Consider the following 15,259-nt stretch of genomic DNA (forward strand, 5'->3'; position numbering starts at 1 on the left):
AAGGCCCGTCATGAGCAAGCTGAAAATCGCATTCCAGGGCGAACCTGGCGCCAATTCCCATATCGCCATTGTCGAGGCCTATCCCGACGCCGAGCCGATGCCCTGCGCCACCTTCGAGGACGCGCTGTCGGCGATCTCCTCGGGCGAGGCCGATCTCGGCATGATCCCGATCGAGAATTCGGTCGCCGGCCGCGTCGCCGACATCCATCATCTGTTGCCGGCTTCCGGCCTCTTCATCGTCGGCGAATGGTTTCTGCCGGTCCGGCATCAATTGATGGCGATCAAGGGCACAAAACTGTCCGACATCAAGTCCGTCGAGAGCCATGTGCATGCGCTCGGCCAGTGCCGCCGCATCATCCGCAAGCTCGGCATCAAGGGCATCGTGCACGCCGACACCGCCGGCAGCGCCCGCGACATTTCCGAGCGCAAGGACAAGACCGTCGCCGCGATCGCCTCACGCCTGGCCGCGCAGATCTACGGCCTCGACATTCTTGCCGAGGACATTGAGGACGAGGCCCACAACACCACGCGCTTCGTGGTGCTGGCGCGCGAGCCGAAATGGGCCGCGCAGGGTTCGGGCCCGCTGGTCACCACTTTTGTATTTCGGGTGCGCAACCTCCCTGCCGCGCTCTACAAGGCGCTCGGTGGTTTCGCCACCAATGGCGTCAACATGACCAAGCTCGAAAGCTACATGGTCGACGGCAATTTCTTCGCCACGCAGTTTTATGCTGACGTCGACGGTCACCCTGAAGACAAGGGCCTCGCGTTTGCGATCGAGGAGCTGAAATTCTTCTCGCGCGAGTTCCGTATCGTCGGCGTGTATCCGGGTCACCCGTTCCGCGCGACGATGGAATAGTCTCGTGTCCCGGACGCGCGAAGCGCGAGCCGGGACTTAGGCTGCCTGCTTCGCCAGCCCGAACGCCTCGGCCAGCAGCGAATACGACCTCTTGCGCGCCTCATGGTCGTACACGGCCGTGATGACCATCAACTCGTCCGGCTTGCTCGCATCCATCAGCGGCTGAAGCTTCTTCTGCACCGTCGCCGGATTGCCGACGAACAAGCGCGAGCGGTTGCGCGCAATCGAGACGCGCTCGGAATCCGTATAGGGATAGGCCAGCGCCTCCTCGACGCTCGGCAGCGGCAGATATTGGCCGCGGTCGCGGCGCAGGCGGTTGAGATCGAAAGAACTCGCGAGCCTCTCGGCCTCCTCATCAGTGTCGGCAGCGATCGCGGCGACCGCAAGGATCGCGTGCGGGCTCGCGTTCCAGGCTGAGGGCTGGAAGCGATTGCGGTAATGCACCATCGCATCGATCGCATCGTGGGACGCGAAATGATGCGCGAAGGCGAAGCCCATGCCGACCTGCGCAGCAAGCTCCGAGGAATAGTCGCTGGAGCCGAGCAGCCAGATCGGTGGCAGCTTGGTGTCGTCGGGCATCGCGACGACGTTGTGGTAGGGGTGCCCTGCGGGGAATTCGCGGGTCTCCCACAAAATCAGTTCGTGCAGCCGCTCCAGAAAATCGTCGCCCTCGCGGCGGTCGAGCCGGCTGCGGAGTGCATAGGCCGTGGCGCCGTCAGTGCCGGGGGCACGGCCGAGGCCGAGATCGATGCGGCCGGGAAACAATGCCTCCAGCATCTTGAAGCGCTCGGCCACCACCAGCGGCGCGTGGTTGGGCAGCATCACGCCGCCGGAGCCGACGCGGATGTGCTTCGTCACCGCAGCGATCTGCCCGATCATCACGTCGGGCGCCGGGCTCGCGACCGAGGCGAGGTTATGGTGCTCGGCGAGCCAGTAGCGGACATAGCCGAGCCGATCGACATGGCGCGCCAGATCGATGCTGTTGCGCAGCGCCGCGGCGGGCTTTGTGCCTGTGGTGACGACGGAGAGGTCGAGGACTGAAAGCGGGATCATGGCGCGCTAACGTAGTCGAGGGCCGCGCGGCGGCAATGGGCCAACAGCGCAGGTCTGGCGTGTGCGAGCGCAGAGGTCGCGCGCGCGGCAAGAGCGGAGCGTTGGGACGAACCGAGGTCGCGTAACATAAAACTCACACTGCCCACCCAACACAGGTCAATGTTTTCGACTGCCTAGATGGAATTATTTATTTGATATTACTTCACTATTTATCTCTTTAGGCTGCTTCCCACCCTTTTCCTCTACACCGCAATATTGGACATTAACACCACAAAAGTGGGCCATTTCCCATCCTTGATGGGCTGTCGAGAGGGCCGCCTTTGCCCTATCTTAGCGTCTCCCAAGCTAGACCCGACCGCCGTCGCCAGACCGCTGGCGAGGGCCTGGAGTGAGTGGTGCCATGACCGATTTGACGACGCCTGCCTACAACGACGGGCAAGACGGGCACCTCGCCACAAAGCGGCCTGCGATCTCCTTCGAGTTCTTTCCGCCCAAGACCGAAGATATGGAGCGGAATCTCTGGGAGACCATCAACCGGCTGGCCCCGCTCGACCCGAAATTCGTCTCGGTGACCTACGGCGCTGGCGGCTCGACCCGTGAGCGCACCCACGCGACCATCTCCCGCATCCTGAGAGAGACTGCGCTGCTGCCGGCCGCGCATCTGACCTGCGTCGGCGCCTCGCGCGGCGAGATCGACGAGATCGTCGACCGCTACCACGAGGTCGGCGTCCGCCACATCGTCGGCCTGCGCGGCGATCCCGCCGGCGGCATCGGCACGCCCTACTCTGCCCATCCCGACGGCTATCAGAGTTCGGACGCGCTCGTCGCCGGGATCAAGAAGCGGCACGCCGACATCGAAGTGAGCGTGTCTGCCTATCCCGAAAAACATCCCGAAGCGCGCGACTTCGACGCCGATATCGATACGCTGAAGGCGAAGGTCGACGCCGGCGCGACGCGCGCGATCACCCAGGTGTTCTTCGATAACGACCTCTACTTCCGCTATCTCGACCGCGTCCGCGCCCGCGGCATCAATATCCCGATCGTGCCGGGCATCATGCCCATGCACAATTTCAAGCAGGCGAGAGCCTTCGTCACCCGCGCCGGCACCACCGTGCCGGACTGGTTCGCCGCGAAATTCGAGGGCCTCGATGACGATGCCGAGACCCGCAAGCTGGTGGCCGCAACCGTCGCGGCCGGCCAGGTGCAGAAGCTCGCCAAGAACGGCGTCGACACCTTCCATTTCTACACCATGAACCGCGCCGATCTCGTGTTCGCGATCAGCCATTTGCTCGGCATCCGCGCCAAGAGCGCGCAGAAGGCGGCGTAAAGCACCATGACCGTATCCACCTCGCCCAAGCGAACCGCCCTCATCAACGCCGCGCGCGAGCGTATCCTCGTGCTCGACGGCGCCATGGGCACGATGATCCAGAACCTGCAGTTCGACGAGGCCGCGTTTCGCGGCGAGCGCTTCAAGAATTTCCATCGCGACCTGCGCGGCAACAACGATCTGTTGATCCTGACCCAGCCGCAGGCAATCGAGGACATTCACGCCGCTTACTTGCGCGCCGGCGCCGACATCGTCGCGACCAACACCTTTTCGACGACCTCGATCGCGCAGGCCGATTACGACCTCACCGGCATCGTCTACGAGATGGCGCGCGAAGGTGCCCGCCTCGCCGGCAACGCCGCCAGGCGTGTCGCGGCCGAGGACGGCAAGCCGCGCTTCGTCGCGGGCGCCATTGGACCGACCAACCGCACCGCCTCGATCTCGCCTGATGTCGCCAATCCCGGCTACCGCGCCGTCACCTTCGATGATCTGCGCAAATCCTATGGCGAGCAGATCCGCGGCCTGATCGACGGTGGCGTCGACCTGCTACTGGTCGAGACCATCTTCGATACGCTGAACGCCAAGGCCGCGCTCTATGCGATCGCCGAGATCACCGAAGAGCTCGGCATCGACATGCCCGTGATGGTGTCGGGCACCATCACCGACAAATCCGGCCGCCTGCTGTCCGGCCAGTTGCCGGAAGCATTCTGGCATTCGGTGCAGCACGCAAAGCCCGTCACCATCGGCTTCAACTGCGCGCTCGGCGCGGAAGATCTGCGCGCGCACATTGCTGACATCGGCCGCGTCGCCGATACGCTGGTCTGCGCCTATCCGAATGCCGGCCTGCCCAACGAATTCGGCCAGTATGACGAGACGCCAGAATACATGGCGCGCCTGGTCGGCGAGTTCGCCAGCGCCGGCCTCGTCAACATTGTCGGCGGCTGCTGCGGCACCACGCCGGATCATATCGCGGCGATCGCCGCCGCCGTCGCCCCGCACAAGCCGCGCATCGTGCCGGAGATCGAGCCGCACTTGAGGCTCTCCGGCCTCGAGCCCTTCATTCTGACCGACGCGATTCCGTTCGTGAACGTCGGCGAGCGCACCAACGTCACGGGCTCGGCCCGCTTCCGCAAGCTGGTCACCAATGGTGATTACACCGCCGCGCTGCAGGTCGCACGCGACCAGGTCGAGAACGGCGCGCAGATCATCGACGTCAACATGGACGAGGGTCTTCTGGACTCGGAAGCCGCGATGGTCACGTTCCTCAACCTCGTCGCCGCCGAGCCCGACATCGCCCGCGTCCCCGTGATGGTCGACTCCTCCAAGTTCTCGGTGATCGAAGCCGGCCTGAAATGCGTGCAGGGCAAGCCGGTCGTCAATTCGATCTCGATGAAGGAAGGCGAGGAGAAATTCATCCACGAAGCCAAGATCGCCCGCCGCCACGGTGCGGCCGTCGTGGTGATGGCGTTCGACGAGGTCGGCCAGGCCGACACGTTCAAGCGCAAGACCGAGATCTGCAAGCGCGCCTACGACATCCTGGTGAACCGCGTCGGCTTCCCGCCGGAAGACATCATCTTCGATCCGAATATTTTTGCGATCGCGACCGGCATCGAGGAGCACAACAATTACGGCGTCGACTTCATCGAGGCGACGCGCTGGATCCGCAAGAACCTTCCGGGCGCGCACATCTCGGGCGGCGTCTCCAACCTGTCATTCTCGTTCCGCGGCAACGAGCCGGTGCGCGAGGCCATGCACTCGGTGTTCCTGTATCACGCCATCAAGGCCGGCATGGACATGGGCATCGTCAATGCCGGGCAGATGATCGTCTATGACGACATCGATCCCGAATTGCGCCAGGTCTGCGAGGACGTCGTCCTCAACCGCGACGCGGGCGCGTCCGAACGCCTGCTGGCGCTCGCGGAAAAATTCCGCGGCAACAAGACCCAGACCAAGGAAGCTGACCTGGCCTGGCGCGAATGGCCGGTGGCGAAGCGGCTGTCGCATTCGCTGGTGCACGGCATCACCGAGTTCATCGAGCAGGACACCGAAGAGGCCCGCAAGAATTCCTCGCGTCCGCTCGACGTGATCGAGGGGCCGCTGATGGCCGGCATGAACGTGGTCGGCGATCTCTTCGGCGACGGCAAGATGTTCCTGCCGCAGGTCGTGAAGTCCGCCCGCGTGATGAAGCAGGCGGTGGCCTGGCTGATGCCGTTCATGGAGGAAGAAAAGGCGCGCAATCTTGCCAACGGCATCGGCACGGGAAGGCTCCTCGTCGGCCGGCAAGATCGTGCTCGCGACCGTCAAGGGCGACGTCCACGACATCGGCAAGAACATCGTCGGCATCGTGCTCCAGTGCAACAATTACGAGGTGATCGATCTCGGCGTGATGGTGCCGGCGGCCAAGATCGTCGAGACGGTGAAAGCGGAGAAGGCCGACATCGTTGGTCTCTCCGGCCTGATCACGCCCTCGCTCGACGAGATGGCATTCTTCGCCGGCGAATTGCAGCGCGAAGGGTTGAAGCTACCGCTCTTGATCGGCGGCGCAACCACGAGCCGCGTGCATACGGCGGTGAAGATCGACCCGAGCTATCGCGCCGGCCCCGTCGTGCATGTCAACGATGCCAGCCGCGCGGTCGGTGTCGCGTCGTCGCTGCTCAGCCCCGAGAAGCGCGAGGCCTATGCGGCCGACGTGCGCGCCGAATACGCAAAGATCTCCGATGCGCATTTCCGCGCGCAGGCCGACAAGAAGCGGCTGAAGCTGGAGACCGCACGCGCCAACGCTGTCACGGTCGACTTCGCCGCAAACAAGCCGGTGAAGCCGACCTTCCTCGGGACCAGGAGCTTTGACGAGTACGATCTCGCCGAGCTCGTGCCCTATATCGACTGGACGCCGTTCTTCCAGACCTGGGAGCTTGCCGGCCGCTTCCCCGCGATTCTCAACGATGCCAAGGTCGGCGAAGTCGCGCGCTCGCTCTACGACGATGCGCGGAAGATGCTGGACCTGATCGTCAAGGAAAAATGGTTCCGGGCCCGCGCGACCGTCGGCTTCTGGCCGGCGAATGCGCAAGGTGACGACATCGTGCTCTATGCCGATGACAGCCGCACCAAGAGCATCGCGACGCTGCACACGCTGCGCCAGCAGCTCGAGAAGCGCGAGGGCCGCTTCAACGCGGCGCTCGCCGACTTCATCGCGCCCGCGGGCGTGCCCGACTATGTCGGCGGCTTCGTCGTCACCGCAGGGATCGGCGAGGACGCGGTCGCCGACCGCTTCAAGATGGCGAACGACGATTATTCCTCGATCCTGTGCAAGGCGCTGGCCGATCGCCTTGCCGAAGCGTTTGCCGAGCGCATGCATGCCCGCGTGCGCCGCGAGTTCTGGGCCTATGCGCCGGACGAGGCGCTCTCGACCGACGATCTGATCCTCGAGAAGTATCAGGGCATCCGCCCCGCGCCCGGCTATCCCGCGCAGCCCGATCACACCGAGAAGGCGACGCTGTTCGAGCTGCTCGATGCGGAAGCCACCGCCGGCGTGAAGCTAACCGAGAGCTTTGCGATGTGGCCGGGCTCGTCTGTCTCCGGGCTCTATTTCGCGAACCCCGAGAGCTATTATTTCGGCGTCGGCAAGATCGAGCGCGACCAGGTCGAGGACTACGCTGCGCGCAAGGGCATGACGGTGGCAGAGACCGAACGCTGGCTCGCGCCGGTGCTGAACTACATCCCGTCGCGCGAGGACGCCGACAAGGCTTTTGCGGCGACACCTGCGAACGACGAAACGTCGAAGGACCTCGCCTCGCATCCGCCGGGCTGCAACTGCGCGGTGCATCTGGTCTGGCAGAAGAAGCGCGCGGGGGCGGGGTAGGCGTCCCCGAACTCGAAAGGCAAAAACAACCCCATGCACAGTAGGGATGGGGTTGAAAGGCTTGAGGGATTTTCGGCCTTACCGAAAATCGCTTGCTCCGTCGGGCAAAACACCTGTATCAAGGCAGGATCGGGTGGCGTGCCCGTCGAGCGCAACTGCTTCAACACCGTCATTGCGAGCGCAGCGAAGCAATCCAGAATCGCTCCGCGGTGGGATTCTGGATTGCTTCGTCGCAAGGGCTCCTCGCAATGACGCGTGGCGAGAGCCGCGCTCGCAATGACGCACCTACCCCTGCGGCGGCGCCAGCGGCTGGACAATCTCCTTGAGCGGCGCCAGCGCCTCGCAGCGATCGGCATGTGCTGACAAAGCCGGATAGCGCGCCGTGTCGAACAATTGCGGATGCGCCTCGCGGGTGAAGCGGGTGACGCAGGCGACCGCCACGTCGGCATGGCCGATGCGCCTCTCCAGCCAGTACGGCGTCGTCACCTTGGCGCGCTCGGCTTCCAGCACGGCGAGCACGTCGCCGATCTGCGCCTGGCAGCGCTCGACCCACAGCGCGAGTTGCTCCTTCCGCAGCACGCGCTCGTAGAGCAGGCTGACGGCCTTGTCACCAAGACCGGTGGCGAGCGCGCAGATGCGCAAGTGCCGGCGACGATCGGCGCCGCTTCGCGGCAGCATCGCCTTCTCCGCGCCGACGAGCTCGTCGAGATAGTCGAGGATGATCGTGCTCTCGATCAGCGCTTCGCCGTCGTCGAGTACCAGCGTCGGCACCCGGCGCAAGGGATTGTACGGCGCGATCTTGTCGGCATCGCCGAAGGTCGACCACGGTCTGTGCTCGAAAGCGAGCCCGTAAAGCCGCAGCGCAATCGCGACACGGCGGACGAAGGGGGAATCATATTGGCCGATCAGGAACATGGTTCTCGCTCTTCTCTGGCGTTGGGCAAGGCAGGGCCGATCAGTTTCCACGATGAGATCGCAGTGGCGCAAGGACAATCCTGGACATGCAGCATTGCGCCGAATGCAACGGCGCCGCGACAGCGTCGCCCGAATACGCTATCAAGGACGGCATCATGACAGCGACATCAGATATCAATCGGGAGCGGATCGCGGCGACCGAGGCCGTCATCCGCCCACACATCAGGCGTACGCCGCTCATCCAGGCCGACCTCGCCGATTTCGGCCTGCCGGCAGCGCCCGTCACACTCAAGCTCGAGATGCTGCAGCATTCCGGATCGTTCAAGGCGCGCGGCGCCTTTGCCAATCTGCTGCTGCGGCAGGTACCGCAAGCCGGTGTCGTCGCCGCTTCCGGCGGCAATCACGGCGCGGCGGTCGCCTATGCGGCGCAACGGCTCGGCATTCCCGCCACCATCTTCGTGCCCGACATCACCTCGCCGGCCAAGGCGGAGCGGATCAGGGGCTATGGCGCAAAACTCGTGATCGCCGGCAGCCGCTACGCCGATGCGCTCGCCGCCAGCGAAGCGCATCTCGCGCAGACCGGCGCGCTTGCCGTTCACGCCTACGACCAGGCCGAGACCCTGCTCGGCCAGGGCAGCGTCGGCCTGGAGCTGGAGCAGGACGCGCCCGGCATCGACACGCTGCTGGTCGCGGTCGGCGGCGGCGGACTGATCGGCGGCATCGCGGCGTGGTACGAAGGGCAGACGCGCATCGTGGCGATCGAGCCGGAGCAGTCGCCGACCCTGCACGCCGCGCTCGCGGCAGGAGCGCCGGTCGACGCGCCGGCCGGCGGCGTCGCTGCCGACAGCCTCGCGCCGCGGCGCGTCGGTGAATTGATGTTCCCGATCGCGCGCGCCCATGTCGAGCGGGTCGTCCTGGTCAGCGACGACGCGATCCGGCAGGCCCAGGCCGCGCTATGGTCGAGCCTGCGTCTCGTCGCCGAGCCCGGCGGTGCCGCTGCGTTCGCCGCGCTGCTCTCCGGCCGTTATCGTCCGTCGGCAGGCGAGCGTGTCGCGGTGCTGGTCTGCGGTGCTAACACCACGGCCGTGAAGTTCGACAGCTAGCGGCCCACACTCCGTCATTGCGAGCGTAGCGAAGCAATCCAGAATCTTTCCGCGGGGGCAGCCTGGATTGCTTCGTCGCAAGAGCTCCTCGCAATGACGTGTGTGGAAACAGCCGCGCATTACTCAATGATCGGCACATGCGGTGCGGCTGTTCGCGGTGCCGTACCGTCAAGCCGCGGATCATCCGCCACCTCGATCTGGCGGCGGAACGGGATGAAGCCGGAGCGCTGATAGAACGCCACGGCCGACGGATGATCGAAGGTGCAGGTGTGCAGCCAGACGCGGCGCACGTCGCCGGACCAAGCACGCTCCAGCGCGCGGTTCATCAGGAAGCGCGCGGCGCCGGTGCCGATCATGCTGGCGGTGACGCCGAAATAGACCAGCTCGCATTCGCCGGGTTCGCGGAAATCCAGCTCCAGCAGGCCTTCGTCGCGGCCGTCCAGGGCGAGCGCATAGATTTCGATGCGCGCGTCGTGGATGATCGCGGCGAGCTCTGCATTCAGCATGCGCAGTCGAGAGAACCACAGCCAGTCCTCGCCGACGCGGCGGTGGAGATCGCGGTACCAATCAAGCGCGGGCGCGTCGATCTTGCGCAGGGTCCATGCACCGGGTGGATCGTCACGGTGCGGAGGGCGCGCCGTCATGTCGAGATGGGTGACGACTGCGGCGATCTTCCCGCCGGGGATGTCGGAATATCCGTCGGGGAGGATCATTCGTGCTTACTCCACTTCATCGCGAGAGACTTCAGGCTGGCGCGACGCACTCCATTGTCGTCCCGGACAAGCGGAGCGCATGGCGAAGATTGGTCGTTCGGGATTGGCTCCGCCCGCCGTCGATAGACCTCGCGGTATGGGTCCCTGCGTTCGCAGGGACGACTCGCGGAGAGTACGCCTACTCCTCGCCCTCGTCGCTCGCCAGCACGCCCTTCACCGCGCGGGCCCAGCCGGCGAGCTTTCGATCGCGCGTGGCCTGGCTCATGTTCGGTTTGAAGCGGTGCTCGAGCCGCCAATTGTCGGCGAACTTGGTCGGCTCGGGATAGACGCCGGCCTGGAGGCCGGCGAGGTAGGCCGCACCCAGCGCGGTGGTCTCCTGGATCACGGGGCGATCGACCGGCGCATCCAGGAGATCGGCGAGGCGCTGCATGGTCCAGTCCGACGCGGTCATGCCGCCATCGACGCGGAGCACGACGCTGGCGACCTCCGAGCTCGGCCAGTCCGCGCGCATCGCGGCCCAGAGATCGAAGGTCTGGTAGCAGACGCTCTCCAGCGCGGCATGCGCAAGCTCGGCAGGGCCGGTGTTGCGGGTGAGGCCGAACAGCGCACCACGGACACGCGGATTCCAGTAGGGCGCACCCATGCCGACGAAGGCCGGGACGAGATAGACGCTCTGCATGGAGTCGGATTGATCCGCAAGCGGCCCGGTTTCGGCCGCGTGCTTGATGATGCCGAGGCCGTCGCGCAGCCATTGCACCGCCGAGCCTGCGACGAAGATCGAGCCTTCGAGCGCGTAGGTGCGTTTTCCCCCGAGCTGATAGGCGATGGTGGTGAGCAGCTTGTTCTTGGAGACGACCGGCGTGGTGCCGGTGTTGAGCAGGGCGAAACAGCCGGTGCCGTAGGTCGACTTCATCATGCCCGGGCGGAAACAGGCTTGTCCAATGGTCGCGGCCTGCTGGTCGCCGGCGATGCCGGAGATCGCGATCGCGCCGCCGAACAAATCCGGCGTGCTCTCGCCGAAATGGGCCGAGGAGTCTTTCACCTCGGGCAGCATCGAGCGCGGCACGCCGATGATCTCCAAGAGCTCGTCGTCCCACTGGCCGGTGTGGATGTTGAACAGCAGCGTGCGCGAGGCATTGGTGGCATCGGTGGCGTGGACCTTGCCGCCGGTGAGGCGCCACAGCAGGTAGCAATCGACGGTGCCGAACATCAGCTCGCCGCGGGCGGCGCGCCCACGTGCGCCGGGGACGTGGTCGAGGATCCAGGCGACCTTGGTGCCGGAGAAATAGGGATCGATGATCAGGCCGGTCTTCTGCGAGATCAACGGCTCGCGGCCGTCGTGCTTGAGCTTCGCGCAGATATCGGCCGTGCGGCGGTCCTGCCAGACGATGGCGCGGTGCACGGCTTGTCCCGTGGCACGGTCCCACACCACGGTGGTCTCGCGCTGGTTGGTGATGCCGATCGCGGCGATATCTTTCGCCGTGATGCCGGCCTGCTCGATCGCGTCGCGGCACACCATCACGGTCGAGGTCCAGATGTCCTCCGGCTCGTGCTCGACCCAGCCCGAGGCCGGAAAATGCTGCGGAAACTCCTGCTGCGCGCGAGCAGCAATCGAGATGTCACTGCGAAACACGATCGCACGCGAGGAGGTGGTGCCCTGGTCGATGGCGAGGACGAAAGACATGGAAGCTTACCTTGGTGTTTCCCGGTGACGGGTCATTGTGTCGCGCCAAGGGGAGCGGATTGGAGGCGGAAGGTCAATACCAGCGGAGCCGCCTTCGTTCACCTCGCCCCGCTTGCGGGAAGAGGTCGGAATTCAAGCCCAGCTTGAATTCCGGGTGAGGGGGACCCTCCGCGAACTCATCTCCAGCCGCATTCGTGGAGACAGCCCCTCACCCCAACCCTCTCCCCGCAAGAGCGGGGCGAGGGAGTAGACCGCTCTACACCGCCGCCGTGGTGACGCCGCCGTCGATGACGATGGTCTGTCCCGTCATGAAGCTCGAGGCGTCCGAGGCGAGGTAGGCAACCGCGCCGGCGATCTCGTCGGGCTCGCCAATACGCCGCAGCGGCGTGGTCGCGGTGCGGCGCTTGAGGTTGGCTTCGTCTTCCCACAGCGCGCGGGCGAAATCGGTCTTGACCAGGCCCGGCGCGATGCAATTGACGCGGACGCCCTTCGGGCCCCACTCGCCGGCGAGCGAGCGGCACAGCGCGAAGTCGGCGGCCTTGGAGATGCCGTAGGCGCCGATCACGGTCGAGCCGCGCAAGCCCCCGATCGAGGAGATGATGACGACGGAGCCGTTGCCGCGCTCCGCCATCTGCGGGATCCCGAGCGCGGAGAGCCAGATGTTGCTCTTGACGTTCGAGCCCATGATCTTGTCGAAGGCCTCGTCGGTGATGTCGAGCAGCGGGCCGTAATACGGGTTCACCGCAGCGTTGCAGACGAGGATGTCGATCTGGCCGTAATGCTTGATCGTGCCCGATATCAGCGCCTCGACCTCGGCCTTGCGCGCGATGTTGCAGGGGATGACGGTGGCGTCGCCGCCGGCCGCATTGATGCCGTCGGCGACCTCCTTGCAGGCGTCCGCCTTGCGCGAGGACACCACGACCTTGGCGCCGAGTTTTGCGAGCAGCTCCGCGGAGGAGCGGCCGATGCCGCGGCTGGAGCCGGTGACCACGGCGACCTTGCCGGTGAGATCGAACGGGGTGTTTTTCATTGTTGTTGCTCCGCTGCTTCAACGACCTCCGTCATTGCGAGGAGCCCGCGACAAAATTGCGAAGCAATTTTGCGCTGGCGACGAAGCAATCCAGACTGTCTCAATGGAAAGATTCTGGATTGCTTCGCTTCGCTCGCAATGACGATGGAACTATCAGACCAACCCACCCGCATCCGCGACGCGGCGCTGGTGGTAGTCGGTGTCGCCAAAGGTGTTCTCGATCATGGTCAGGCGCTTGAAGTAGTGGCCGATCTTCGCCTCCATGGTCATGCCGATACCGCCATGGAGCTGGATCGCCTGCTGGCCGACGAATTTCAGCGACTTGCCGATCTGCACCTTGGCGGCGGCGATCGCGTTGGAGCGCTCCCTGGCGTCCTCGAAATCACCCGCCATGGTCGCGAACATCGACATCGAGCGCGCCTGCTCGGCCGCGACGAACATGTCGGAGGCGCGGTGCTGCAGGGACTGGAACGAGCCGATCGCGACGCCGAACTGTTTTCGCGTCTTGATGTACTCGACCGTGGTCTTGAGCGATTCATCCATCAAGCCGACCGCCTCGGCGCAGAGCGCGACGCGGGCTTCGTCCACCACGCGCTCAATCAGAGCCAGCGAGTCATCGGGATTGCCGATCGCCGCATCGCTGCCGACCTCGACGCCCGTCAAGGTGATGTCGGCGGCGTGCAGGCCGTCCTGCGTCGGGTACGACTTCTTGGTCACGCCCTTGGCATTGGCCGGCACCAGGAACACGCCGATGCCGGTCGTATCGCGGCGGTTGCCCTTGGTCCGCGCGGTGACGATGAGCGTGTCGGCGTTCTCGCCGTTGAGCACGACGAACTTCTCGCCGTCGATCACCCATCCGTCGCCCTTCTTCTTCGCCGTCGTGGCGACGTCGAACAGATCATAGCGCGAGTTCTTCTCGAGCTGGGCGAACGCCAGCGTCTTGCTGCCGTCGACGATGCCCGGCACATGCGCGGCTTTCTGCGCGTCGGTGCCGGCATGGCGCAGGAAGCCGCCGCCGATCACGACGGTCGCGAGATAGGGCTCAAGCACCAGCGCCTTGCCGAGCGCTTCCATCACGATCATGGTCTCGACGCCGCCGCCGCCGAAACCGCCATCGGCCTCCGCGAAGGGCAGACCGAGCAGACCCTGCTCGGCGAGCTTGCCCCAGACGGCTTTGCTCCAGCCGCCCTTCTCCTTCATGTACTTCTTGCGGCTCTCGAAATCGTAGGAATCGGTCAGCAGGCCGTCGATGCTGTCCTTCAGGAGCCGCTGCTCCTCGGTCAAATCAAAATCCATCTCTGTTTCCTCAAGTCACAAATGTCTGCGTTGCGCGGGGTGCCTCTTCACCTCTCCCCGCTTGCGGGGAGAGGTCGGATCGCTCTTGCGATCCGGGTGAGGGGGTGCCGCTCTCTCGGCGATCTTTGCTCGGAGAGAGGCCCCTCACCCCAACCCTCTCCCCGTAAGAACGGGGAGAGGGAGAGGAGAGAGCATCACAATCCCAGCACTGCCTTGGCGATGATGTTCCGCTGGATCTCGTTGGAGCCGCCGTAGATCGAGACCTTGCGGTTGTTGAAGTAGCTCGGCGCGATCTGGGCGGTCCAGTCCATGGCTTCGTTGGAGCCGTCATCGCCATGCACATCGTAAGGAGCCGCGAACGGGCCGATCACTTCCATCAGCAGCTCGGTGGTGGTCTGCTGGATCTCGGAGCCCTTGATCTTCAGCACCGAGGAGGCCGGATTGGGCTTGCCCTTGCCGTGCTTGCCTTCGTCGGCGACGACGCGCAGCTGCGTCAGCTCGAGCGCCTTCAGCTCGATCTCACAGGCGGCCAGCTTCTCGCGGAACGCAGCATCCTGGATGATCGGCTTGCCGCCGGATTCAACCTTGGAGGCCAGATCGCGGATACGGCGGAGCCGCTCCTTGGAGACGCCGACCCGCGCAATGCCGGTGCGCTCATTGCCGAGCAGGAATTTTGCGTAATCCCAACCCTTGTTCTCCTCGCCGATCAGGTTCTCGACCGGCACCTCGACGTCATCGAAGAAGACTTCGTTGACCTCGACGCCGCCGTCGATGGTCTGGATCGGGCGCACGGTGACGCCCTTCGACTTCATCGAGAACACGATGAAGGAGATGCCCATCTGCTTCTTGGCATTATTGTCGGTGCGGCAGAGGCAGAAGATCATGTCGGCGTGCTGGGCGAGCGTGGTCCAGGTCTTCTGGCCGTTGATGATCCACTTGTCGCCCTTGCGCTCGGCTTTGGTCTTGAGCGAGGCGAGGTCGGAGCCGGAGCCGGGCTCAGAGAAGCCCTGACACCACCAATCGTCGACATTGGCGATGCGCGGCAGGTACTTCTTCTTCTGCTCTTCATTGCCGAAGGTGTAGATGACCGGGCCGACCATGCTGACGCCGAAGGCGAGCGGCTGCGGCGCCGGATAGGACTGCAGCTCCTCGTTGAAGATGTAATGCTGCACGGAGGTCCACCCGGTGCCGCCATACTGCGTCGGCCAGTGGCTGGTGCCCCAGCCCTTCTTGTTGAGGATACGCCACCAAGTCACCATCTCGTCCTTCGAGAGGTGGCGGCCCTCGACCAGCTTGCGCCGCGTGTCCGGCGGCACGTTGTCGCGGAAGAATGAACGCACTTCCTCGCGAAACGCCTGCTCTTCCTTCGTGAATGCGAGATCCATCGGATCCTCCTGTTTCCTCGTCGTCCTGGCGAAAGCCA

At 64.8% G+C, this 15,259-nt stretch carries 10 protein-coding genes and 1 pseudogene; 4 read left to right on the plus strand and 7 right to left on the minus strand.

Annotated elements, in window-relative coordinates; translation table 11 throughout:
- The first annotated feature begins 10 nt into the window (after nt 1–10).
- Nucleotides 11–856 carry a prephenate dehydratase gene (locus tag V1280_RS25775; protein ID WP_334530610.1) on the plus strand — a complete coding sequence of 282 codons (846 nt, stop codon included), beginning with the start codon at nt 11–13 and terminating at the stop codon, nt 854–856.
- A 36-nt stretch (nt 857–892) separates the two neighbouring features.
- Here V1280_RS25775 and V1280_RS25780 read toward each other — a convergent pair whose 3' ends face one another.
- Nucleotides 893–1,909 (minus strand): LLM class flavin-dependent oxidoreductase, encoded by a 1,017-nt coding sequence (locus V1280_RS25780; protein ID WP_334530613.1) that lies wholly within the window; start codon nt 1,907–1,909, stop codon nt 893–895.
- Between the two features lie 400 nt (nt 1,910–2,309).
- On the opposite strand from V1280_RS25780, the gene metF reads away from it, so the two are divergent.
- Nucleotides 2,310–3,236 (plus strand): methylenetetrahydrofolate reductase [NAD(P)H], encoded by a 927-nt coding sequence (gene metF, locus V1280_RS25785; RefSeq protein ID WP_334530616.1) that lies wholly within the window; start codon nt 2,310–2,312, stop codon nt 3,234–3,236.
- Between the two features lie 6 nt (nt 3,237–3,242).
- Nucleotides 3,243–7,095: pseudogene (metH, locus tag V1280_RS25790) on the plus strand (methionine synthase).
- A gap of 285 nt (nt 7,096–7,380) precedes the next feature.
- Here metH and V1280_RS25795 read toward each other — a convergent pair.
- Nucleotides 7,381–8,010 (minus strand): glutathione S-transferase family protein, encoded by a 630-nt coding sequence (locus tag V1280_RS25795; protein ID WP_334530619.1) that lies wholly within the window; start codon nt 8,008–8,010, stop codon nt 7,381–7,383.
- A 155-nt stretch (nt 8,011–8,165) separates the two neighbouring features.
- Between V1280_RS25795 and V1280_RS25800 the strand changes: the two genes are divergently transcribed.
- On the plus strand, nt 8,166–9,113 hold the full coding sequence (locus V1280_RS25800; protein ID WP_334530622.1) for a threonine/serine dehydratase: 948 nt from the start codon (nt 8,166–8,168) through the stop codon (nt 9,111–9,113).
- Between the two features lie 119 nt (nt 9,114–9,232).
- Here V1280_RS25800 and V1280_RS25805 read toward each other — a convergent pair whose 3' ends face one another.
- The 5 genes from V1280_RS25805 to pimC form a co-directional block, all read right to left on the minus strand.
- Nucleotides 9,233–9,826, minus strand: coding sequence for a GNAT family N-acetyltransferase (locus V1280_RS25805; protein ID WP_334530625.1), 594 nt, complete (start codon nt 9,824–9,826; stop codon nt 9,233–9,235).
- A 178-nt stretch (nt 9,827–10,004) separates the two neighbouring features.
- Complete coding sequence (gene glpK, locus V1280_RS25810) at nt 10,005–11,510, minus strand: glycerol kinase GlpK (RefSeq protein ID WP_334530628.1); 1,506 nt, start codon at nt 11,508–11,510, stop codon at nt 10,005–10,007.
- A gap of 256 nt (nt 11,511–11,766) precedes the next feature.
- Nucleotides 11,767–12,540: an SDR family NAD(P)-dependent oxidoreductase gene (locus tag V1280_RS25815; RefSeq protein WP_334530631.1), complete on the minus strand. Its 774-nt coding sequence runs from the start codon at nt 12,538–12,540 to the stop codon at nt 11,767–11,769.
- Nucleotides 12,541–12,693: 153 nt separating this feature from the next.
- A complete protein-coding gene (gene pimD, locus V1280_RS25820; RefSeq protein WP_334530634.1) occupies nt 12,694–13,836 on the minus strand; it encodes a pimeloyl-CoA dehydrogenase small subunit in 1,143 nt (380 codons plus the stop codon).
- A gap of 194 nt (nt 13,837–14,030) precedes the next feature.
- The gene (pimC, locus tag V1280_RS25825; protein WP_334530637.1) at nt 14,031–15,221 is read right to left on the minus strand and encodes a pimeloyl-CoA dehydrogenase large subunit; all 1,191 of its coding nucleotides are present in this window, start codon (nt 15,219–15,221) and stop codon (nt 14,031–14,033) included.
- Nucleotides 15,222–15,259 lie beyond the last annotated feature (38 nt).

It is taken from the genome of Bradyrhizobium sp. AZCC 2230, from assembly GCF_036924495.1.
In the GTDB taxonomy this organism is placed as follows: Bacteria; Pseudomonadota; Alphaproteobacteria; order Rhizobiales; family Xanthobacteraceae; genus Bradyrhizobium; species Bradyrhizobium rifense.